Origin of the sequence: Cryobacterium sp. W22_MBD10_FK3, assembly GCF_052113745.1 — a bacterium.
In the GTDB taxonomy this organism is placed as follows: domain Bacteria; phylum Actinomycetota; class Actinomycetes; order Actinomycetales; family Microbacteriaceae; genus Cryobacterium.
In genome coordinates this window covers 607,424-629,336 of record NZ_JBGQOH010000001.1, presented here as the reverse complement: position 1 = coordinate 629,336, position 21,913 = coordinate 607,424, and the positions used below count along the sequence as shown (strand labels likewise).

Genomic DNA, 21,913 nt, shown 5'->3' with positions numbered 1-21,913 from the left:
GGGCTCCCGCCGTGTAACCGGGCGGGGGTTCAGAAATAGAAGTGGGCAGATCTCATGGCCACCAGCGGGCAGTTCTACTGGCCGTCAGTGGGCAGTTCCGTGGCCGCCTATGGGCAGTTTGTCATGGCCGCTAACAAATGCCGAATGATGCCCGTTGTGCCTCATGCTGTTCCTTCGACAGCGTGACGCGCGGCGTCAAGGTCGACCGATATGCCCCAGATCTATTTCTCGTTGGGCCTCTTGCGAGTGAAGTGGCGCAGTCACCGAGCCCACGAGGCCGCGAGGGCCTTTTCCAATCAGGTGTTTGTGTCGCGCCTTTGGGCGAGTCCCTCAGCTAGCTCGGCGCTCGGACAAGTGCGCATCACTCGACAGCGTTGTCTCCTGTAGGAGCCATGTTGTAGACGAGCCATCCTGCCGTAGCGCGGTCGCAGATTGCGAGGTCCGCCACGCCAAGAATGATGTCCTCGTTGGCTTCAGGGAGTCGAATGCGCAGAGATTCGGCGCCGAGAAGAGGGCAAGCTGGATAAAGATTTTGTCCGGCAACTCTGAGCGTGACGTAGGCGGCATCGTCCTTCTCAACCCTGAACGCTACTGCCGGTATGGCAGGGCGCTCCGAAGGTGAGTCTTCGATCACTTGGTCGTTGGAATCGACTAGGGCAACGTCTGGATATCCGGAGACTACGCATGCCGTCGGGCCTGTATTTGTGAGCTTCACGGAGACCATCGTGGTGATCGGGTGTCTGGATCGCACGATCTCACCAGCAAACGTGCAGTCGCCGGCCGATGCGCTCGCAGTGGGCGGCGCATTGCCGCTCTCGTCGCCCCGGTCGGTCGCGCAGCCGGTGACCGACACTAGGACAATCAGCACCGAAGCAACAGCGAGAGCCCCCATGGATTGGCCGGTTCGTGCGCTCATTTGTATCCTCCAAACATCCAGTCGACAGCATTGGTCGAAATATTCGGCAGCAGCATGGGCCCCCTTTGACTGCGAAACCACGGATTGCTAGCAGGCCCTCCCATTTTCGACTTGGAGCACGGATGATGGCCGCCCGCCACCCCTGTCGGGGCGATCAGGCTCCTCGCCCGCGGGAGCTTAGGGATCCTCGGGCACTGTCGGGTCTCCTAGGGAAGTACAGCATCCGGCAAACAACGAGTGCGACTCTCACCTGCCTTTTGGTGCATGCGGCCCGGAAGATGATGAAGACAACCGATATCCCCTGAAGTTGGTGAATGAGTAGGCCACAGGGCTAACACGCGCGACAAGACTTGCGAGTGCGTGTTGACCAGGCTTGCTCTTCTTCGTGAGCTTCTCGATCTTCTTCACGACCCTGTACCGCTCGTTTCGGAGCTTCAACCAGCTCACGGTCCCTCGCAGCTGCAGTCTCCCAAGTTCGTCGAGTCCTGGCAGGCCGTGTTCCGCGAGTTCGCTCCACGAGCTCCTTGTTGTCTTTCCCTATCGCCTCAATAATGGCGTGCGCACTCTGCACATTTTCTGAAGAGATCGGATGCGACGCGATGGCGGCATCAACCGACTCCAGCTTCGCTTGAAGCGTGGAGACGGACCTATGCTTGATCATTTTTCGACTCCCTTTTACTTTCCAAAGACACAGGCGACACCGGCCCTGCCTAAGGCAGCGAGGACGGACCGTGGGGTGCCGGACAGGCCGATCTGAGCGATTTGCGGACCGGTCGCGCCAAGTCCGACCAGGCACTTCACTACGAACGGCGCCAGCCAAATCGGATCGGCGACCACGGGGTACGCGACGTTCGCCATGGACGTGTGGTCCACAGTTTGGATCATCGTGGAGGCAGCCACGGTGTAGCTCGTCGGAACATCTACGCCGTTTGCGTTCTTGGCCCATGCCTCGCCCACCACGACGGCGAGGCTCCCGTCTCCATTCACGACCGCGGGTCCGGCGTCCGCAAGCTCAAGCTTCTGGCTAGCCTCAAGTGACACATCGTATGCGTAGTCGACCGGAGCGTCGGCGCGAGTGATCGTCGTGAGCACTTGCACGCCGCCGTCAATCACGGCGACCGAGTTGGCGCTTGAACCTCCGGGGTAGACCACGGTTCCGTTGTCCAGAGTTTGGGCGGCTCCCGCAGTGGACGCATTTGGCAGGTCCACATGGAACCCGCCGATATCACTGGCCACCGTGACCCCATCTGACAGCGTTGTCGGAACTGTGACGTTACCGCTCAGCAAGAGGCTTGTCCCGGTCCCGCTGTTGCCGACGGGCTCGCGAAGCAACGACGGGTTGGCAGTCTCGATGTTGGCGAGTGACTCCGCGATCACATAGGGCGAAGCGTTGGCAGAACTGGTGTCGCTCGCCCACGCGCCCGTGGGAGCCGCGATCAGGGTTAGCAGGCTCAACGCGCTTGCCACGCAGATGGCCGCAGATCGAGTGGGCCTTGTGCGAAGTTCCATGATTATGGATTTCCCCTAAACGTGCGTCGAATGCGAGGTGTCGCCACCGTCCTGCCAGCCTACGTGAAAACAACGCGTGCGCGCTCTTTTTTTTCGGCTGGCATGCCATCGGATTCCGGCGGCCTACGGGCAGAGGGTCAGCAAGCTCGAGGCTCGCAACTCAGCTGTAACCAATGGCGACCATTCTGCAGCTATCTACGCTCACGATTTGGCTTCCGAAACAGCCCATGCATCACCGAACACCTGCGGCCCGGGGCGTGGAGGGCAGCGAGGTGATGCCGTTTTGCCACCATCACCCGTTCGCCATTGTCGATGTCGAATGTTGGGATCCCTTAGGCGCGGCTTCTTCCTGCTGCAGCCGACTCAAGGTCACACATCAAAGCGATGTGCGGCCCCGCGGTGAACCGTAAGAGCAACTAGGAGGGCTCATCACTATCGTTCGGCAATGATCGTGTTGGCTGGGACGTAAGTGAGGCAGCCGGGCATCTCAGTTTCGTATTTCCAGCGCCGGAGAAGTTTTAGCGCCTGAGGAGCAACGAGATGTCGGGGACGTTGGATCCGCCATCGGCGGGGGATATGCCCGCAAGAAGGAAGTGCCACATTTCTTCGAGCCTGTCAAAAATGTCCACCCATTTCGTGCGCGCCTGAGAGAGCGACTGCACGCCGGTGAACGAAGCTATAACGTACGCAGCGAGTCGTGCTGGTTCGTGGGCGGAACTGACGTCACCCTCAGCGACAGCACGTTTAATGAGAGCCTCGCAAGTGTCAATCCAGTCTTCATATGGCCGACGTGCGCTCTCCGCAAAGAGATCAGCAGATTCAGTACTTAGGCGCAGGCCGGCCCGCACGAGAGGGTTCGTGGTTATCTGCATCGCCAGGTCCCGGGAGAGAATGATCATTGCCGACAGGCCCTGAATCTTTTTGCCCAGAAGGTCGTTTCCAGTTTCGATGAAGAGATGGTGCTGACGCTCGATAACCTCAAGAGCTAGTGCTTTTTTGGACTCGAAGTGGAAGTACAGGGCGCCTTGAGTTACGCCGGCTTCACGAAGCACATCTCCAAGCGTTGCCTGCGCGTAAGCCTTCTCCGCGAAAACAACGCCCGCGGCTAGCACGATCAGTTCACGTGTTGCATGTGCTCGAGCTTGCTTCGCCATTCGTCTCCATGATCGCCCCAGTTGAGAATACAGGGATCCCCGTACTGTTTGGGGATATCTCGGGTTTGAACTTTTGTTCTTCGACGACTCAAGTTGTCTCGGAGGAGTCGGAAACAAGGAATCGTCGGTACCAGGCGGCGCTGGCTGGCGATATTTGAATGGTGGGCCCAGGCGCGCATTTGACCTTTTGCCATATGAGGCCGGAGTCAACCCAGTTGTCCACTGCAATCATCCTCAGCTGGCTCTCGGTTGCTCCCGATGCAGTGAGAACCTTCAGCGCGTGTTCGACGCTGAAGCTCCGGTCTGGCGCCACCAATCCCGAAGGGGACATGGCCCTGTTGACTAGCTGAGACACCGTCGTGGTTTGAGGGTGCGCTGCATGGAATATCCGACCTTGATCTGCCGAAGCGGACGCTGTCGCTACATCGATGGTGACACGGGCCAGCGACTCACTCGAGATCGTGGATATCCGAGCTTTTCCTTCCTCTATCCAACCGCCCAGCGCTTGCATGGCATTGATTAGCGGGCCCAGGAAGAATCGATCTCCTGGCCCGTAGACCAGGTGGGGACGCAGAACGACGCCGCCGGCGCCCAGTGTCGCCTGCTCGGCCCTCAACCGACTGGTGCTGAGTGTGGAACGCGGGACCACGCCTGAATACTGTTCCCTGGCCCCGTTTGGCACCCTGCCTCCGTAGACGCTTGTGCTGCTGACGTAGACAAGTTTCGATACTCCGGTCAACTCCGACGCCGTGGCGAGGTTCGTGGCACCCAGTTCGTTCACTTCAAACTGTCGCCGAGGGTTCGGTCCCACGAAGCTAGCAGCGTTGATGACGATGTCGTGCCGCGAGCAGGCTCTGACTAGGGAGGGTAAGTCAGTTAGATCGCCTCGAACGCTGGCCTGCAGCCTCGATGGGGGACGGCTCCCGCGTATTAGGTGAGTCGTTGGGTGGCCTGCTGCCGCCAAATCGCGTGCAATCGCAGAGCCAATAAAACCGCTCGCACCAATGAGGAGGACTCGATGATCACCCCTCGTTGTCGGCCCAACGTTGCGCTGCACGGAGAGCAACAGGGGATCTCTATTCATTGCTGGGAAGACTCGTTCCAATCGGGACAGAATGTTCCGCTCCTCCCGGTTCAGAAACCTCATAAGCGAGTGAAGCCAAGGCTGCTATGCCGAACATGTCTGGGCATTCGACGTCCACGCTCATAAGCGTGCCGGCACTTCCACGGTTGAATGCTCGCGACTTCACGACGCGCAGCATGGACGTAGCGCTGAGGCCAGCAGGAGGCTGGTCGGACGAGAACCTAGCGCGCCTCATCCACAAGTTCGAGGTGGTTTTCCGGCTGGCGCCGGGAGCTGAAAAGATGAGTACTTGGGCCATTTGCGATGCAAGAACGAGACAGTCGATGACGGTAGCGTTAGGCCAATACGCACCCGCTAAACCGTCACACTTCGCAGCGGAGGGGTGGATCTGGTGACGAGAATGCAAGATATCGCGTCTGTCGCTGTCGAAACTGAGCCAGGACCGATGCGTTGTGTTTCGATAGTGCGCGGTTAGCGCACCGGTAGCGGGTGGCGAAATCTCCGGCAAGCCACTCCCGAAAGTATCGATGCGGGTATGAAAGCGAGGTGGGAGCGCGTGACGGACACTGAGTGACACAGACATACTCCCGATACGTGTTTTGAAGTGCGACACCACACCGTCCGCCAGGACGTCACGAGCAGTGCGGGCACAGCGCACGGGTATGCTGTCGAGCTCGCTAAACGGAGCGGGGCCAGCCTTTATGTCAATGGCTGAGAGCCAAGCGAAGGCAATATCTCCATTTGAGAGATGGTCCACGTGGCGTAAGTACACCTCGGCGACGCGGATCGACAAGACCACTGCGTCGATTGTGCTCAGGTGTGGTTGCCGCGGCGTTCCGTCGGCGCCGGCCGACCAGCGGGCTGGATATTGAGCAGATCCAGTACCCGTCAAGGTGACCTCGTCTCCGCATTCAGTATCGAACCTCAGGGTATGGAGGCCGTGTTCAACCTTGCGATATCCGGAGCCAAAGTATCGATCCGATGATGGACCGAGATGCGGTGCGAAGCCGTCGACCTCGACACTTGCTTCCTGCTCCGCCGGAGATGTGGGGTCAGCTGACCCTCGTTCAAAGTAGCCGCCTGTGTCGATGTCACTAGTCATTTCGCTCGACATGAGAGTGGGGTGGTGTGCTGTCATGTTCTCTCGTCCTTGTCAGTGAAATCTCGGTGAAGCGAGCAGGTGGTGAGCGACGCAACGTATGCGCCATCGAAAATACCGAGTGTCTTGTTTTATTCACTAAATGTATGCGAGGAGCAGATGCGGTGGGGGCCAAACGAGATGAATGACCCGTTTTGTGCCTCTAAATGGGTAGCGTTTTCAGGGCACCCTGAGGGAATATGCCCAGCCGCCGGTCGAGTGTGAGCAATCCGAGATTCAACGTCAGTATCCCTCTTTCCTGGTAGCCCGCTCCGGCGAGATAGATGCTGTCCACCGCCAAACGCCCTGACGGGGTGGAGTCGGGCCGTGCGGGCTCGTTGGGACCATCGCCTGCGGCCTGTCCTCACCGCGCCATCTGAGCCGCCAACCTGACTAAGCCCATGGCGGGACGAATGCACTTCTCGTGCGCAAGGAAAGGAAGCCACTGCAAGCTGATTCTTGCCTGGCGCCCACGGCCCAGTATGGGCGGACGCAAGTAGATTCTGCGTTCAAAAACGAGGGGCGCCTTTTTCGGCAGGGGGAGTCCGCGACCACAGCTTCGGACGTCGAGTCTCCCGATTCGGTTGTTTGGCGAGATCAAGCGTCGCGGGCGCGGACCGACCATAGGCCCAACCCGTAGATAAGAGTTGTCCACAACGCCAATACGGCAAGTCCGCCGAACGGGCTGTATCCGAAGTCGAGTCCCTGCTCTGAACCGAGGAAATACTGGGCGTTCGAAAAAGGTAGGAACGTCGCGATCTGGTTTCCGACGTTCGGGATCAAGGTCGTGAGCCCCTCGATCAACAGCGGCCAGATGATGACCACTGCCACGGCGCCCGCGGTGCGGCGGACGATGTTGGCTACACCGATCGCCATCAATGTTGCGGCGATCGCAAACACGGGGACGCCGTAATACAACCGGAAGGCGCCGGACGAGATCAGAGGAAGTTCAGTCCCACCGGCGGGTGCCACGGCCCTGGCGACGAGTACCGCTACGCACGCCAGCACGCCTCCGGTGATGGCGGAAACGCCACAGATGACCACGGCTTTGGCTCCGATTGCTGACACCCGGCCACCATGAATCTGAAAAGTGGTCGCCATGGTCCCCGACTGGTATTCGCTCGTGCACTGGAGCGAGGCCATGACCATGAGAATCACGATTCCATAGCCGAGTAGGCCCGTCGCCGCAGAATACGGTGTGAGCGGCGGGGCGCCGGGGGCCTGGCCACGTCCGATGGCCCACGCAAGTAGAACTGTGACAACAGCAACACTGAGCAGGCTCCATGCTGGGGATCTGACCGTGGTGAGTTTGATCCACTCTCCATGAATCGAGGAAATCATTCGGTCCCCTCCGGCCGGGTGACTTTGCGGGCAGTCCTGCCGAACTCCACTTTGTCGTGCGTAGAGTCCATAAAGGCATCCTCCAACGTCACGGTTTCGGTGGCGAGCTCAAGGACAATCGCGCCTGCGGCGGCGGCAATGCGCCCGATAGCATCCGAATCGGCCCCCTCGGCTTTGAGTACTGGTCGCCCCTGAGGATCAACGGACTCCACAACGGTGACATTGCTCGTCCGAAGCGCATGCATAAGACAACCCAAGTTGTCCGCGCGAACTCGAACACGCGTGACCCCACTCCCGGCGATGAAGTCACTAACAGACGAAGCTGCGACGAGCCGACCGCGACCGATCACGACAAGATCGTCACACGTGCTGGAGATCTCTGCGAGTAGGTGGCTGGAAAGAAGCACAGTCTTGCCATCATCGGCTAGAGACCGGAGTAACCCTTTCATCCATCCGATCCCTTCAGGGTCGAGCCCGTTCAGTGGCTCGTCGAGAACCAGCACACTGGGATCCCCGAGCAGAGCACCTGCCAGCCCGAGTCTCTGCTTCATCCCTAGCGAGAATTTCCCGGCCCGGGTGTCTGCGACGGACGCTAGCCCTGTCAGCTCGAGCGCCGCCGACACCCGCGAATCGGGTAGTTGGTTGTACGCGGCCATCCAACGCAGATGCGATCGGGCTGATCGGTTCGGGTGCAACCACGAAGCGTCCATCAGACCGCCGATGGTGCGAAGGGGCCAGGTGAAGTCGCCCGGCGGGCGACCATGAATACGGATAGTGCCAGAAGTCGGGGCTGTCAGCCCGAGAATCATCCTCATCGTCGTGGACTTCCCGGCCCCGTTCGGCCCGAGAAAACCGGTCACATGGCCGGGCTCCACCGAAAACGACAGGTCGTCCACCGCGATTCGTTTCCCAAACGCTTTTGTAGCCCTGCGCACTTCAATCATCTGCTTCGCCTCCCGCTAGTGACCTCGCCACGAGCAATTCTGTAGGTGGAATTTCGTCCAGGCTTTGATCTCGTTCCTCATCCACTGAGTGGGCGTAAAGCTGGCGATAAAGGCCGCGTTCTTGTCGCATGAGAGTCTCATGCGTCCCGTACTCGGCAATTTCGCCCCGATCCATCACATAGATGAGGTCGGCGTTGACTATGGTAGAAAGTCGGTGGGCGACAACAACTCTGGTCGCCCGAATTTCGTCAAAGTATCGTGAGACTCTGGCTTCAGAATGCGCGTCGAGCGCGCTGGTGGCTTCGTCTAGAACGACTATGGATGCGGGTTTGAGTGCTGCTCTCGCTAGCGCGATTCGTTGCAGCTGTCCTCCCGAAAAGTTCTGTCCCAACTGTGCAACCGGGGTCTCGTACCCCAACGGCAGGGAGAATATTTCGTCATGCAGGCCGACTCGCTTTGCTGCGGCGACAATCGCTGCGTCCGGCAGCTGGCCGGCGCCCCAGGCAATGTTGTCGCGCACAGATCCGTGTTCGAGCACAATGCTTTGGGGAACGTATGCAACGTTTGAGTAGAAGCCCTCGCGTGAGTATTCCGCCAGGCATAAGCCACCTACGAACAGCTCACCCGAATCAGGCTTGTGCAATCCAACGATGAGCTTGGCTAGAGTGCTTTTCCCGCAACCTGAGGCGCCGACAATAGCGACCTTGGAATGGGCCGGAATCGTGAGCGAAACACTCTTGAGGACAGGAGCGGCGAAGGTCGCGTATGAGAAGGAGACCCCGCGGACCTCGATGGACGTCTCGGGTAAGGAGTTCTTGCTCCCGGAAAAGGTGGTGTCCGGTTCGTGGAGCAGCACATCGGCCACACGCTCGACGAGAGCTAGCCCCTGGGCAACCTGTGTGGACGAGTTTGCGATCAGGGAGACCTGGCCCAAGAGAAATCCGCTCAGTGCTTGAACAGAGACGATTGCCGCTGCGCTCAATGTGGTCCCTGCGGTTTCAGAAGTGGCGACGAGAATAATGATCGGTCCGATGAGTTGAATCCCTGCGGTCATCGAAGTAAACGCGGATCGGATTCGTTGGAGCCTGACGAACTGATGCTGGACCCTCCCATTTACCGCTCGCCATGACTCGGAATACGCAGATTCCAAGGCATTGGTCTTGATCGATTCCAGTCCGGCAAGAGCCGAGACCTGAATTGTCTGGAGGGCGGCTCTTTGGCGTACTTCCTCGAGGGAGGCATCCTGGGCGCTGCGATTCGAGACCAACACCGACGCCAGCAACACAATGATCAAGGCCGCTGCGACGAGAAGCGCCGGCAGAGACAAAGCGCCCAGCCAAATGAGGAGGCTTGCAACTAGTACGACTCCGACAAGCACAACGATGAAGTCAGTCGTAATCAGTGTTCGGAGCTGTTGCACCGCTTCGAGGCTATATAGAAGGTCGCCAACTCCACGGGACGCGAAGTAAGTGTATGGAAGTCGTAGGAGACGGTCGAAAACAGCCTCGGCCATTGTTTTCCCTACAGCGACCGAGGCGAAAAGTCCGACGAGGGAGCGAACCATCAGGATCAGCGCATACGCCAACCCGAGCCCAAGGAGGAGGAGTACAGCTGAGGCTCCGGCATCTGCATCCAACAGTGTGAATACGCGGTCCAGGACGCCAGGGATCGCCAACGTTACAATCGCTGTAAGAGCCGACAGCAAGAGTGCGGTGACAAGCAAGCCCCAGCTTTGACGAGCATGACCCATCAAGATCCCGAGTGGTGAGGGTAGCTGACTGGTGCGTATGTCGTGACCGCCGTCGATCGTGACAGCGACGCCGCTAAACCTCTCCTCGAACTCGTCATATGTAATCCTGCTTCGCCCTGCACCGGGGTCCAGAATCAGCACCCGTCTGCCAAAGGCGGCGACGACGACATAGTGGTTCTCGTTCCAATAGACCGCTGCCGGCCGGCCCAGCATCGCCACACCACGTGCATCCGTTCTGTAGACGTGCGGCGCGGCCCCCTCATGTCGGAGCACATTGGAGATGTCGGAGATATTCATGCCGTCGCGTCCCACCGCGAATCGTTGTCGCAGGTCAGATATGGAGGTGCGGCGATTAAGCGTTCCCAGCAACATGGCACAGCAGCAAAGACCGCATTCAGTCTGATTGAGTTGAAGAGTGAGGCGCGGGTTGCGTGAGTTCGCAAACCGGTGGCTGTTCAACCGGCCACCCCCATCGCCGATCCGAATCTGAGGACCGAAGGCAACTCGAGTTCGCCCGAAAGCTGAATAGCGGAGTATCCGATCCCGCTTCTGCCAACAAGAAGGGAATCGCTGCAGAAGCTCTTCCCCCTGTGAGTCTTGAGTCTCCTGGACATAGAGGTTGTCAGCGACCAAGACGCACGCGACACCCAACTGCGTAGTTTTGGCAAACCGTGCCTGGCCGCGACCTCTTGCAATATGAGCAAGTTCCCCAGGTCGCCGTGGCACATTGAGTAATTCAGGTTGAAGGCCTCATTTTTGACGGTTGCGACCAGGGCATCGAGCTCTTTCACCTTGCCCGATGATCCCATCTCGAGACTCTGGCCGAGAAGTATTCCGGGGGTTCCGTGACACCAGCCGTGCGCGGGACGGTTACCATTATCTTGCCCAACCGCCCAGTATCCTTCTGACTCGCGGTAGAAGCGTGCGTGCATCATTCGAGCTTCGTCAAGCGGGCCAATTGCTCTCGGCGAAATTGATGAATACGCCGCAAGGGCAGCAATGAGCCCACTAGTGCCGTGGGCAAATCCGCTGTACGGCTCTCGTTCGAACCCAATCGTCGCTCGGGAAGCGAAGGCCATCAAATGATCGAACGCTTTGTCCGCAGTAGGCCGGAGCACGTTCTTGACGACGTCGTTAGTCGGATCAAAGTTCGGCAGCATTCCTATGGAGGCGGTCAGGATACCGGCCGAGCCCATGAGGAAATCACCGTCGGACAGCAGAGGGAGATCGTCACCAATTGAGGCCCAGAGGGACAGCCCGCGGTCGATCCACCCGGAATCGGCCAGCAAGGCGCCTCCCTGGACTAGCGTGTACGCGAGACCTGCGTAGCCGCTTGCAACCCCGCCGTCCATGCGGGCCCGGCGGGTGTCGGGGTTGCTTAGGAGCAATTCTGAAGCTGGGAGCAAATAGCTTTCAGCGAGTTCAATATATTCCCGACAATCAAGGTACTTTCCTGCTGCAGCAAGGAAAAGTGCCACGCCAGGCCTTCCCCCATATAGATCGTCACCCAACTCGCTCGTGGTCCAAGGATTCGGCCTCGTTGCATCGTAGATCGTGGCACCAATCCATCCAGTCGCCGACTGGCCAGATGCATCGTGTTGGGCGAACCGGCAAAAACTGTCCGCTATCTCAGTTGCGATGCTCTTGGCTGCGTCGGTCGTGATGTGTCGCCGTGTCCCGCTGGTAGGGCGGACCTTGGGCTCTGTAGCCACCTGCGGGCGGTCATCGTCGGGGCTCATCTTGTCGATGAAGTCGGCATGGATAATGTTCAGGTTGAGGTCTCTCGATATACCTGACATAGATTCGATGCCTGACAGGACGCGCTGGAGCGGAGTTCGTATTAGGACGTTTGACAGCCGTGTTGCATCTGGGCCATATATCCAGGTGCTGTCGGTGCGCAAGGTGAAGTAGGGAATGTCTCGAGCCAGTAGCGCGTCGATCTCCGCACGAACGACCGCAGTTGTGACGTGCTCGTCTCGTCCCAGGCCGCACCGGTGGAGCACGACCTTCGTCAGAAGTGCGGATTCCTGAAACACGGGGTGTGTGATCAGCCGCAGCAACTGGTAGTACTTACGGGTGTTCTCGACGACGATCCTCACTGGCACCGACGTGAATAGCCTCGTAATTTCAGCGCCGACTTCGGTCGAATGGGCGCTGACCCAGTCGTACAGAGAACCGAAACCTCCGCAGAGGTTGTCGATGTTGCCGGAGGACACACGATCCGGTGGCAGTACAGTCTCTGCGTCAACAGTACCCACCACCATTTCGATGTACGCCTGGTCCGTGCCTAGATTCTTGACCACATGGGACCCCGTGATCGCTTCTTGACCTGGCCGATACCCAAGGAATCCCACATCGATTGACTGCGAAAAATCGCTGCCAGAGAAGATTCGTGACGGGAGAAATCCGGTCGAATGCACGGAGTCCGCCAGCGCTAGGTGCGAGGGGGTCCCGCCAGTGTCCCCACCGACTCGCTCATTGACGGAGAACAAGGTTTCTGCGTCAACGACGGCTGGAAACCCAAGGTGGTTAAGTACATTCTCATAGTGCATATCGGTTGCACGCAGCAAATGGAGTACCGCGAGCAACTCGCCGCTATGCCTGTAATAGGCGTCAGAATCGGGTGTGCGCACGGAGTCCGCGAATTCTTGCCACCCGTAAGATTCCCGCGCAACCACCTTTAGTATCGAAAATTCAGTTCCCGCGTTGGAGTTGAACCAGGCCAGCAAGTCGTAGTACGCCGCCTCGGTGTCCATTGGCCGTGGCTTGTAGACAACTTTGTGTCCGTTCGAAAAAGTTAGTACAGCGACAGCCTGACCGCCCGCGTGTGCGTCCCCGGCGGCCCCGGAAACCGCGGAGAGGAACGGGGTCGGACCTAACGATGTCCAGTCGAGGCTGCCGTCCCTCACCGCTCGCAGTGTGCGCTCAAGCATGAGCTCTGCGTTTCGTACGTATCCGGAGACGGCCACATCCACCTGGCGCCGCAGTTCAGGAAAAATATCGAGGGTTTTCTCGACGAATGCGGCGGTGGAGGACACTTCGCAGAAGTCTGCGAACCGAGCGGTAGGTGTCTCACCTTGCAGGTATCCACGATCAGACAGCGACGCCATGGTCGCCACAAGGGTCCGAGTGACAATGTCCTGCGCGACCTCGACCAGGGATACTTCCAAGCTCGCCTTCAGCGCTAAGTTACCCTTCGTCAATATGTTCTTATCTAACATTTCGCCGAGCTGCATCCGACTTGGGCGGCAAAGGGCCCGTGAGAAGGCGCTTAGGTCCTTGGTCGCGTGAGTGTCAGCGGAATGCGTAGCCCTGGGTATATCCGCGTACTCGTCTAAACGATCCGGAGATTCCTGCACATCAGCAAGGTCAATATTCGACACGCTGCGAAGAAGGGCGATCAACTCGTCGTCGGAGTGAGCCTCTGGGAACAGGGTACGTGCATCTGAAATCTTCATTTGCCTTTTTCGAGCCAATCAGCCGTGTGGACAATACCTACCCTGAGCGTTCTGCGCAGAAAGGTGGGGTAGTTGGAGCACATGGCACACCGTGCTCCAACCCCATCTCGTTAGCCGCAGAGGGTGTGGGTAAGCGAACACTCCCACGAGAAGGTACAGAACAGGCCCACCGTGCTTGTTCCCGGCACGGTGTACAGACCGCCGGCTGTTTTCGCCGCGGACCTGTCGATCTCTTGCGCAGACAGCTCGACCATCAGGTCGCCTGCAGCGGGGTATTTCCCAGTCTTGAACATGAAATCTCCTTCTTGAGTTCCAATCCGAACCAAATGGTTCGTTATTGCGAAGGTAAGACCTGCGAATTCGGACCTGCAACGCCCAAAACAGGGGGGTTCACCTGTTTGTTTTGTGCTCGACCTGGGTGGACTGCGCAGCAGGGGTTCGCCGCTTTCCGTCCCCCGGGGACCTTTTTGTTTCTGGCCATGCGCCGTTAAAGCCGGACTCTCCGGTGACGCGTCGGTCTCCAGCTGAGCGAGCAGGTGCAGATGTTCCATCAGTGCCCGCTGGATGCCGCGTAGACGACAAGTGTTTGCGTCCCATCCTTGGGCGAGTCGCTGAGCCAGCTTGGTGCGAGACAAGTGCGCATCACTCGAAGGTGACGTCTCCTGAGGGGGTCATGTTGTAGACGAGCCATCCTGAAGTGGCGCGGTCGCAGATTGCGAGGTCCGCCACGCCAACAAGAATGTCTTCGTTGGCCTGAGGAGTCGAATGCTCAGCGTTTAGGCGCCAAGAAGCGGGCAGGCCGGATATGGTTTCGACCTGCGACTCTGAGCGTGACGTAGGCGGCATCGTCTTTCTCAACTGTGAACTTCTCGGCCGGTATGGTGGGGCGCTCCGACGCTGGGTCTCCGACCACTTGGCTGTTTGAATCGGCAAGGGCAACGTCTGGGTATCCGGAGACTTCGCATGCCTTCGGGCCTGTATTTGTGAGTTTCACGGAGACCATGGTTGTGATTGCGTGTCCGGAGGGCTCGATCTCACCAGCAAACGTGCAGTCGCCGGCCGGTGCGCCCGCAGTAGGCGGCGTATTGCCCCGCTCATGGCTCCGGTTGGCTGCACAGCTGGTGACCGGAATCAGGATCAGCAGCATCGAAGCAACGGTGAGAGCCCTGATGGATTGGCCAGTTTGTGCGCTTATTTGTATCCCCCGATTTTCCAGTCGACGCATTGGCCGAAATATTTGACAGCGACATGGGCCGTTTCGGACCGCGAAACCGCAGAACGCTAGCGGACCCTTTTTGATTTGAAGCACGGATGATGGCCGCCGCGGCCGCGGCCCCGGTCGGGGCGGTCAGATTCCTCGCCCCCGTGATCCTCCGGACCCTCGAACCCCGTCGGGTGTCCGCCTCACGCAGGGTGTGCAACCATCGCCGCTGAGATCACCCACTGGCAAAGTAACGTGGCTTCATATGCGTCAGGTAAGCGGCTTTGTCCGACCGAAGCCAACGAGCTGATGAAGGGGCCTGCCCAGGCCACAAGTATTTAGCTCAGAAATTAGGAGTGACCTCCGAACACCAGTGATAGCCAGCGTGAAGTGGGTCGCGTGGGCCGGCAGGGTGTGCAACAAGCTCTATGCACTTATCTGGCGCTTAACCAGAGCCACTATTTTCAGCACCATGAAAGCCAACGTGCCGTGGTCCCCGTGTGCGCCCGGGACGAAACCTCGCGCGTCGGAATCGAACCGCCGATCAACACGACTGCGGCAGGCCTCAATCCGTCGCCGGCGAGTCGCGTGCAGAAAACGGCAGGCGGGGTCGCTCATGAGCATAAATAGGGCGTCTAGGCCGGAGTCAAACAATCGCGCGCTCTTCGACCCAAAGAGTTCCGCGAACGACGGGGGCCGAGTACGGCCAGCACACAAGTCGCGTCTCGCTGCGAGTCGACTCACCAGTGCAGCGTTGCTGCTCACCCTGCTAACCGCGTGCTCCACCATGCCGAGTCAATCTGCTATTAAGACGACATTGTCGCCTCCAGTCGAAGCTGGGAAAGCCGAAAATATCGCGCCGTTGGACTGCTCGATAGTGGCGCCAATTTCAGGGGCGGCTGGGATCCTGGGGCTGCCCATTGACGAGGTCGCCGAGTTACCTCCATTCACCGGCAGTAGTCCCACTCATCCGGGAATCGTCAGCGTGGCTATGTCAATGGAAGCAATGCACGAGGCTGGTCAGACGGACTGTCGATACGGACTCGTCGGACGTGCCACCAACGGTCCCGAAGTGTCGATCTCAGTTCTGCCCAACGCCGCCGACGACTACATCCAAGGGCAACCCGCCCTCATCGACGGAACGCAGGAGCTGAAGCCCAGCGACATCAGCAATCGCGCATCCTTGGGTTGTCAGCCTGGTGAGCAGGGAGGTTCTTGGTTCGAGTCTCCACTAGAGCTTTGCTCATCTGGGATTGCATTGCCCGCGTAGCGAAGCACATTGGTTTGGCCCGCCCGCGATGCCCGGTATTCCGGGAGTCTGCGTGACCAGAAACGCACCACAATCAACTTCGATTGCTGGTGTCGCTCTCGGCGGTGGCAGTTGGCGCTGTGGGGTGAGTGTTCTGTGTGTGTTGTTCGGTGCATCAGGCGGATCACCTGCTGCGAACTGATAGCTGCCGCCAGTACATTCGCCACCCATTTGTGGATATCTGAGCGTAGAATATGGTTCAGGAGTCATATTGGGAGGGAGGGTGACCATCATGGCAGCGTCATCCACCCTGGTTAGGGCCGCCCGCCGGAGCCGGCGGATCACTCAGGCGAGACTTGCAGAGTTGACCGGCATCGATCAGGCCAGCGTCTCCCATCATGAGCGGGGAAGAGACGCGGCCTACAGCACGGTTGACCGGCTACTCGCTGGTACGGGACACCGCCTGTACGCCGCTCCAACCCGGCGCGACGACGCTGCCAGCTCGGCAGAGGCGATTCGTGAACATCTCCGCACTAATGACACAGACCGAGCCCTCCGGGCGCTCCTGCAGTTGAATGACAACCTCACCGCCGAACATGGACTCGTCCGAGGAATCCTTGGCCTGACAGAGCCGGAACGCACTGGGGACCGTGTGTGGGATGCGGCGATCGCCGCTCTCGTGGCCTGGAGGCTCAATCAGGAGAGCATCCCGCTGCCGGGATGGGTCAATAACCTGGATCGCACACTGACCGTGCCTGTGGTTTTCCGGGTGGACCCGGCTGACCCGGCGCCCGAGCGTGACGATGTGCCGGACGAGTTCGCCGAACGCGGCGTGCTCGCTTGGGCAGATACCTTCGCGAGCGTGTGATGACCGGTACTGCGCTCGATCGAGCAGCAATCATCACCGGTCTGCGTGATCTCGTCGCCGAGCTTCGCGATGCGGGCGAGGTTGCGGGCATCCGGCTCGTGGGCGGTGCGGCGCTCGCTCTTCGCTACTTCGACCGGGGGACGACGCAGGACCTAGATGTCCTGCACATTAGTCCCGGCTCGGAGGAGTCCGTCGCCGCAGCTGCCGAGAGGGTCGCCTACAAGCATGGGTGGGATGCGAAGTGGCTGAACTTCGAGGTCACCAGGGCCGACGCCATCCCAACCCTGGGCCGCGCCGTTGAGTGGGAGACCATCCACGCTGAGGGTGGCATTGTCATTGAAGTGGCGTCCAAAGAGGCGATGCTGGTGATGAAACTCCGAGCGAACCGCCCCGGGCGCGACACCCGCGATATCCGACTCCTCCTCGCCCTATGTGACGTCCACACGCTCGAGGACGCGGGCGACCTCTACGAGCAGTTCTACCCCGGCGACATTCTCACGCCACGTGCAGAGAAGATCGTGCACGCCATTCTCGACGGCGAACCCACGGCTCCGCCATATTCGCCCGGTCCGATCGACATCTGATCCGCGCCGATGTGCGGAGCGAGCGTCTGCGTCATTCGCGGACGCTAGCGACGAAAAGTAAAAGGCAGCCGGGCGCCGCGAGCGGGTCTCCTGCTTGATCGAATCACCTCAATTCTGTGACCAGAAACGAACCAGATACTCCGCTGCGTGACCAGAATGGGCCCGGTTCAGTCCGTGCCAGCGCGTACACTAGAACCCATGAAACCGCGGAAATCCGCGGAATTCCGCCTCAGTTGCGGGGGAGTGGCACGGCCGAGACGCCTATCATTTGTTCTTGGTTCGAGTCCAGGTACCCCAGCAGTGAAAACCCCCGGTCAAGCGGGGGTTTTGTTTTTTAACTAGTCACGATTTCGGCAGGGTACCTGGTCACAGCGTTGTTGTAGAAAATTCGACCTAACCGAGGCGGCACGAAAGTCCTGGTGAGGGGCTTTTCGATTCCGAGCGGGCGGCCGTGACGAAGCTCGGCGTTGCTTGCCAAGTGTGCGGATTGAGCACGTGTCGGTATCTCCGCAGCCTATGAACCGGCGATAGGGAAGTGGCGAGCTGGGGCTACGGTCCCGAATGCGAGTTAGAGCTGGGCCGAGCGGATCGGCCGGCAGTGGGCAGGACTAAGTGCGACAGGATAGTCCGCCGTCAACTCGTCCGTCGATCAGCGAGCTCTTATGCGTTTCGTGAGGACTCCTCCAAGGACTGGTCGGTTTACAAACAACTCTGGGCGCAGCCGCGTTGGTGTGCTCTGTGGCCGGAACGCAGTTGAGCTATGCGCGAGTACTTTCCTACGTGAAGGGTGCTGATGGCTCGGCCGGTGTCGTCTCGGTGATGTCGGAACGGCGAACGACTACCAGCCTGGGACCCCTGTTGACAAGTCCCTAGGTTGACTACCTTCACCGGTGAAGAGACTCGTATCCACGACAAGGAGACCCTCTTGGCCGATGCAACCACCCCCTCTGATCCCCGGGTTCAGGGCACGGTCGCACGTCGGGCCGGATTCACTGCGGGCATCGTGGTCAATTCCGCACTCCTCTACGCCGTCAATGCGTGGCCCGGATGGCGATCGCTCACCTTTGTCACCGCGGATGCTGATCAGCTCATCCCTCTGCTGAACGCGGCCCTGGTCGCAGGGATTATCGCGAACCTGATCTACCTGGTGGCCGACCGTAGATGGGTAAAAGCGCTGGGTGATCTGTTCACAGTCGGCATTAGCTTGGCATTTCTTGTTTGGACCTGGCGAGTGTTCCCATTTGTCTTCACTGACACCACGGTGGACTGGGCGACGATCATCCGTGTTGTTCTTGGCTTCTCAATCGTTGGGTGCATCATCGCTCTCATTGTCCAACTGGTCGTTCTGGTCGGTACGTCGGTTCGGTTTCGTTCCGGCTAGGCCCTTGCTTGAGCGGTCGCTCGGATTGCCGGGGTTCGAAGAGCGTCCAGCCGCCGCACACTGGCCGTATGAATGGGAGAGCCATACCCGATGCGGCCGTGGCGGAGCCCGTGGGATGGCACAGCCTGCCGGTTGACGAGGCCGTCGCCCGCCTGGGATCTTCCCCGGTTGGCCTGAGTTTGTCGGTTGCGCCGACCGTCTCCTCGTGGCAGAGCTGGTGGTAGCTTCGGCGAGACTTCCTTGCATCAATGCAAATGCAGGCGAGGGTGTGCGGTACCAGCCCCGAGATCGGAGGCCGAATGACCCCGCGCAACATGGCCGGGCAGGTAGACATCAAAAACAGTCACTAGATCGATGGACTCTGGGCCGTCACTGAACAAGGAAGCGCCGTGACTGACCTGGCGGCCGCAGTGTCTGATCGGTGCAAGTCTCAGCCGCGCAATGTGGTCTTGGAAGGCCAGAACGTGCAGATAGCCGGCGGCCGCCTCATCGACCGGCGTGCTGGCACCGCGATCGACCGTGGAAAACGTTACCTCCAGGCGGTGCGGCAGCGTACCCGAGACGACTGCGACCTTGCGACCGGTGTTCGCGAGCACTTGGGCCGCAATGCGGACGAGGTGGGAATCTTTGGGCGGTGAGAGTACGGCGCGAGCGAGAACCATTTGCTTGCTTCTGTTCGGGCCACCGTTCTCGGGTACCGCGCTCCACGTCGTCGGAAGCGTCTCAGCGTCGCCTAGCGCGGCGCTGAACGCGTGCGCGATATCTGGAGTATTGCCCGCCAGCTCAGTGAAGGCTTGAACTTTACCTTCGGAGTTTTCTGGGACGTTGATGTCGATGACGACACCAATCCAGTCAAGTTTTTCAGCCTGGGTGCTTTGAGCGATATAGTCCTGGGCATCGAATTTCGCGATCTTTTCGGCGACTTGTAGATAGAAGTCTTCAAGCTGCCGATTCAACATGACGTTTTCACGCCACAGATCGAAAGAGAACGCAGGGGTAGAGGGAAGTTCCGAGACTGGAACGCGCGCGCGCCTCAGCAGGTCGACGAGCGACCCGTGTTGAAGCTGCATCGGGGCGTAATACCGGTACCCGGAAGGTCCATCAATGAAGGCCGGAGTCACGATTTCACGTTCTGAGTAGAGTCGGAGCGCTTTTGCAGATAAGCCCGTCATCGCTTGAAACTCACCTGCGGTTAGCGAATTGTCCATAGTGGTCCTGTCGGTCAAATATTGCGGCGTATCAATACCTTGGGCGTCGCCCTTGGGGCAAGGTCAAGCGGCGCGCCGCAGCTCTACGCGTGGTTGTACAGAACGTTGGATGCACATACTTACCTTTTTGCCCGAGGCGCGCGAGCTCTCCGGTCTGAGCAAACACTCTCACAGCGCGGTTGGCCAGCGTGACCGCCAAGATCGGTGTCGGGTGTCCCATTGCTGCCATGTCACTTTTCCAGTACTCAGGTACTGGGTAGTGAGGGATGGCTAGACCAAGGTTCACTGCGCCCGCTGCAGAGCACACCTATCGTCGTTCGTATGCACAAGGAAATATCATGATCAGAGCAGAAGCACTCGTGAAGCACTACGGAAACAAGGTCGCGGTCGACGCAATTGACTTCACCGTGAGGCCCGGCCAGGTGACAGGATTTCTCGGGCCCAACGGGGCGGGGAAGTCTACGACGATGAGAATGATCGTCGGCCTCGACCGGCCGACCGCCGGCCGGGTCGAAGTCAACGGGCGACTTTATCGAGAACACAGTGCCCCTCTTCGGGAGGTTGGCGTACTCCTGGATGCGAAGGCGGCTAACGGCGGGCGCTCCGCCTACAAGCACCTGCTTTCGATCGCGGCGACACACGGAATCGGACGCGCCCGAGTGCGCGAGGTCATTGGCCTCGCGGGACTCGACTCCGTCGCCTGCAAACGCGTCGGCGGATTTTCCCTCGGAATGGGCCAGCGTCTGGGAATCGCGACTGCCTTGCTGGGCGATCCAGCGACGGTCATTCTCGACGAACCCGTGAACGGGCTGGACCCGGAGGGTGTCCGATGGGTGAGGACGCTGATGCGCAACCTGGCCGCGGAGGGCCGCACCGTGTTGCTGTCCTCGCACCTCATGAGCGAAATGGCCCAGACCGCCGACCGGCTTATCGTAATCGGGCGAGGGCGGATCCTGGCGGACGACTCTATCGGCAACGTCATCGCCGGGGCAACTCACGCCATGACTCGCGTTCGCACGCCGGACGCGGAACGATTGGTGGCGACAATCGCCGGGCCTGACGTTGGCGTGTCGGTGTTGGCCGATGGTGCAATCGAGATCACGGGGCTGACCACTGAGCAGGTCGCGATTGCTGCGTCCGCGGCCGGGGTCGTTCTCTACGAAATCGCTTCAGTGTCGGGCTCGCTCGAAGACGCGTACCTCGCGCTCACCGCTGGGGAAGTCGAATACCGATCATCGAACACCGCAGGGACAGGGGCACACGAATGAACGCTCTCGAAAAGCAACGTGCGACCGCTCTTCCCGACCGGGACCGCCTCAGATTCATCGGCGTCCTTCGATCGGAATTCATCAAGCTCACCAGTCTCCGCTCGACCGTCGGCCTCTTGCTGGCGATCGTTGTTTTCGGGCTCGCAACCAGTGCCGTCTTGGGCGTCACCGCGGAAGGCGCCGGGCTGCCAGACAAGCCCTCAGTGGGGTTCATGCTGGATCAAGTCACAGTCGGGACCGTGTTGTTCGGCCAGCTCATTGCAGGGGTCCTCGGCGTCCTCGTGATCTGTGGGGAGTACTCGAGCGGGACGATCCAATCGACGCTGATCGCTGCTCCTGCCAGAGGCGCCGTCCTTGCTGCCAAAGCGGTCGTGCTTTTCGTCATGGTGACCGCATCGGCATTCGTGGCAATGTTCGGCTCCTGGGCCGTGACGTACCCGATGTTCGCCGGTTTCGGGATCGAGATCGGCCTGACCGCTCCTGGGGTGATGCCCGCACTCATCGGCGGGTCGGTTTACATCGGCCTCGCGGGCGTCCTCGGTTTGGGCATCGGCACTGTGTTGCGCTCTGTCGCTGGGGGAGTGGCAACCGTCATCTCGATAATCTTGCTGCTGCCGATCGTGTTGTCCGTCCTCCCCGCATCATCACTCGTCAGAAACCTTCATCTTCTGTCGATGTCGAAGGCCGGCGATGCGATGTCCAGCGCACCTGATGACGGCAGGGTCTTCCTGGATCTTGCAGACGGCTATGTCAGCTCGGGTGCCGGATGGCTCGTCGCTGCTGCCTGGGCCGGTATCTTCATTGTCATGGGAACTATCCAGCTGCGCCGGAAGGACGCCTGATCCGCGCACAGACCAGAT

At 59.6% G+C, this 21,913-nt stretch carries 17 protein-coding genes; 5 read left to right on the top strand and 12 right to left on the bottom strand.

What is annotated here, in order from left to right:
• Positions 1 to 361 precede the first annotated feature (361 nt).
• The 11 genes from ACEN2M_RS02925 to ACEN2M_RS02875 form a co-directional block, all read right to left on the bottom strand.
• Positions 362 to 916: a DUF4232 domain-containing protein gene (locus ACEN2M_RS02925; protein WP_441646600.1), complete on the bottom strand. Its 555-nt coding sequence runs from the start codon at positions 914 to 916 to the stop codon at positions 362 to 364.
• 675 nt (positions 917 to 1,591) lie between these two features.
• Positions 1,592 to 2,425, bottom strand: coding sequence for a hypothetical protein (locus ACEN2M_RS02920; RefSeq protein WP_441646599.1), 834 nt, complete (start codon positions 2,423 to 2,425; stop codon positions 1,592 to 1,594).
• Positions 2,426 to 2,943: 518 nt separating this feature from the next.
• Positions 2,944 to 3,579, bottom strand: coding sequence for a ScbR family autoregulator-binding transcription factor (locus tag ACEN2M_RS02915; protein WP_441646598.1), 636 nt, complete (start codon positions 3,577 to 3,579; stop codon positions 2,944 to 2,946).
• An 88-nt stretch (positions 3,580 to 3,667) separates the two neighbouring features.
• Positions 3,668 to 4,663: an NAD-dependent epimerase/dehydratase family protein gene (locus tag ACEN2M_RS02910; RefSeq protein ID WP_441646597.1), complete on the bottom strand. Its 996-nt coding sequence runs from the start codon at positions 4,661 to 4,663 to the stop codon at positions 3,668 to 3,670.
• Positions 4,656 to 5,765: an AvrD family protein gene (locus ACEN2M_RS02905; RefSeq protein WP_441646626.1), complete on the bottom strand. Its 1,110-nt coding sequence runs from the start codon at positions 5,763 to 5,765 to the stop codon at positions 4,656 to 4,658. The genes ACEN2M_RS02910 and ACEN2M_RS02905 overlap by 8 nt, the downstream gene beginning before the upstream one ends.
• Before the next feature lie 633 nt (positions 5,766 to 6,398).
• Positions 6,399 to 7,142 (bottom strand): hypothetical protein, encoded by a 744-nt coding sequence (locus ACEN2M_RS02900; RefSeq protein WP_441646596.1) that lies wholly within the window; start codon positions 7,140 to 7,142, stop codon positions 6,399 to 6,401.
• Positions 7,139 to 8,086: an ABC transporter ATP-binding protein gene (locus tag ACEN2M_RS02895; RefSeq protein ID WP_441646595.1), complete on the bottom strand. Its 948-nt coding sequence runs from the start codon at positions 8,084 to 8,086 to the stop codon at positions 7,139 to 7,141. Before ACEN2M_RS02895 ends, ACEN2M_RS02900 begins: the two co-directional genes overlap by 4 nt.
• The gene (locus ACEN2M_RS02890; protein WP_441646594.1) at positions 8,079 to 10,295 is read right to left on the bottom strand and encodes a peptidase domain-containing ABC transporter; all 2,217 of its coding nucleotides are present in this window, start codon (positions 10,293 to 10,295) and stop codon (positions 8,079 to 8,081) included. Before ACEN2M_RS02890 ends, ACEN2M_RS02895 begins: the two co-directional genes overlap by 8 nt.
• Complete coding sequence (locus tag ACEN2M_RS02885) at positions 10,292 to 13,294, bottom strand: type 2 lanthipeptide synthetase LanM family protein (protein ID WP_441646593.1); 3,003 nt, start codon at positions 13,292 to 13,294, stop codon at positions 10,292 to 10,294. Before ACEN2M_RS02885 ends, ACEN2M_RS02890 begins: the two co-directional genes overlap by 4 nt.
• Before the next feature lie 110 nt (positions 13,295 to 13,404).
• The gene (locus tag ACEN2M_RS02880; protein ID WP_441646592.1) at positions 13,405 to 13,587 is read right to left on the bottom strand and encodes a hypothetical protein; all 183 of its coding nucleotides are present in this window, start codon (positions 13,585 to 13,587) and stop codon (positions 13,405 to 13,407) included.
• Between the two features lie 476 nt (positions 13,588 to 14,063).
• Positions 14,064 to 14,441 carry a DUF4232 domain-containing protein gene (locus tag ACEN2M_RS02875; RefSeq protein WP_441646591.1) on the bottom strand — a complete coding sequence of 126 codons (378 nt, stop codon included), beginning with the start codon at positions 14,439 to 14,441 and terminating at the stop codon, positions 14,064 to 14,066.
• A gap of 1,595 nt (positions 14,442 to 16,036) precedes the next feature.
• On the opposite strand from ACEN2M_RS02875, the gene ACEN2M_RS02870 reads away from it, so the two are divergent.
• From ACEN2M_RS02870 to ACEN2M_RS02860, 3 genes are all read left to right on the top strand, one after another.
• The gene (locus ACEN2M_RS02870; protein ID WP_441646625.1) at positions 16,037 to 16,612 is read left to right on the top strand and encodes a helix-turn-helix domain-containing protein; all 576 of its coding nucleotides are present in this window, start codon (positions 16,037 to 16,039) and stop codon (positions 16,610 to 16,612) included.
• Positions 16,612 to 17,196, top strand: coding sequence for a hypothetical protein (locus tag ACEN2M_RS02865; RefSeq protein ID WP_441646590.1), 585 nt, complete (start codon positions 16,612 to 16,614; stop codon positions 17,194 to 17,196). Before ACEN2M_RS02870 ends, ACEN2M_RS02865 begins: the two co-directional genes overlap by 1 nt.
• A gap of 925 nt (positions 17,197 to 18,121) precedes the next feature.
• Positions 18,122 to 18,577, top strand: coding sequence for a hypothetical protein (locus tag ACEN2M_RS02860; protein ID WP_441646589.1), 456 nt, complete (start codon positions 18,122 to 18,124; stop codon positions 18,575 to 18,577).
• A gap of 245 nt (positions 18,578 to 18,822) precedes the next feature.
• Here ACEN2M_RS02860 and ACEN2M_RS02855 read toward each other — a convergent pair whose 3' ends face one another.
• Complete coding sequence (locus tag ACEN2M_RS02855; protein ID WP_441646588.1) at positions 18,823 to 19,785, bottom strand: hypothetical protein; 963 nt, start codon at positions 19,783 to 19,785, stop codon at positions 18,823 to 18,825.
• A 338-nt stretch (positions 19,786 to 20,123) separates the two neighbouring features.
• Between ACEN2M_RS02855 and ACEN2M_RS02850 the strand changes: the two genes are divergently transcribed.
• A complete protein-coding gene (locus ACEN2M_RS02850) occupies positions 20,124 to 21,053 on the top strand; it encodes an ABC transporter ATP-binding protein (RefSeq protein ID WP_441646587.1) in 930 nt (309 codons plus the stop codon).
• Positions 21,050 to 21,895, top strand: coding sequence for an ABC transporter permease (locus ACEN2M_RS02845; protein WP_441646586.1), 846 nt, complete (start codon positions 21,050 to 21,052; stop codon positions 21,893 to 21,895). Before ACEN2M_RS02850 ends, ACEN2M_RS02845 begins: the two co-directional genes overlap by 4 nt.
• The last annotated feature ends 18 nt before the right edge of the window (positions 21,896 to 21,913 follow it).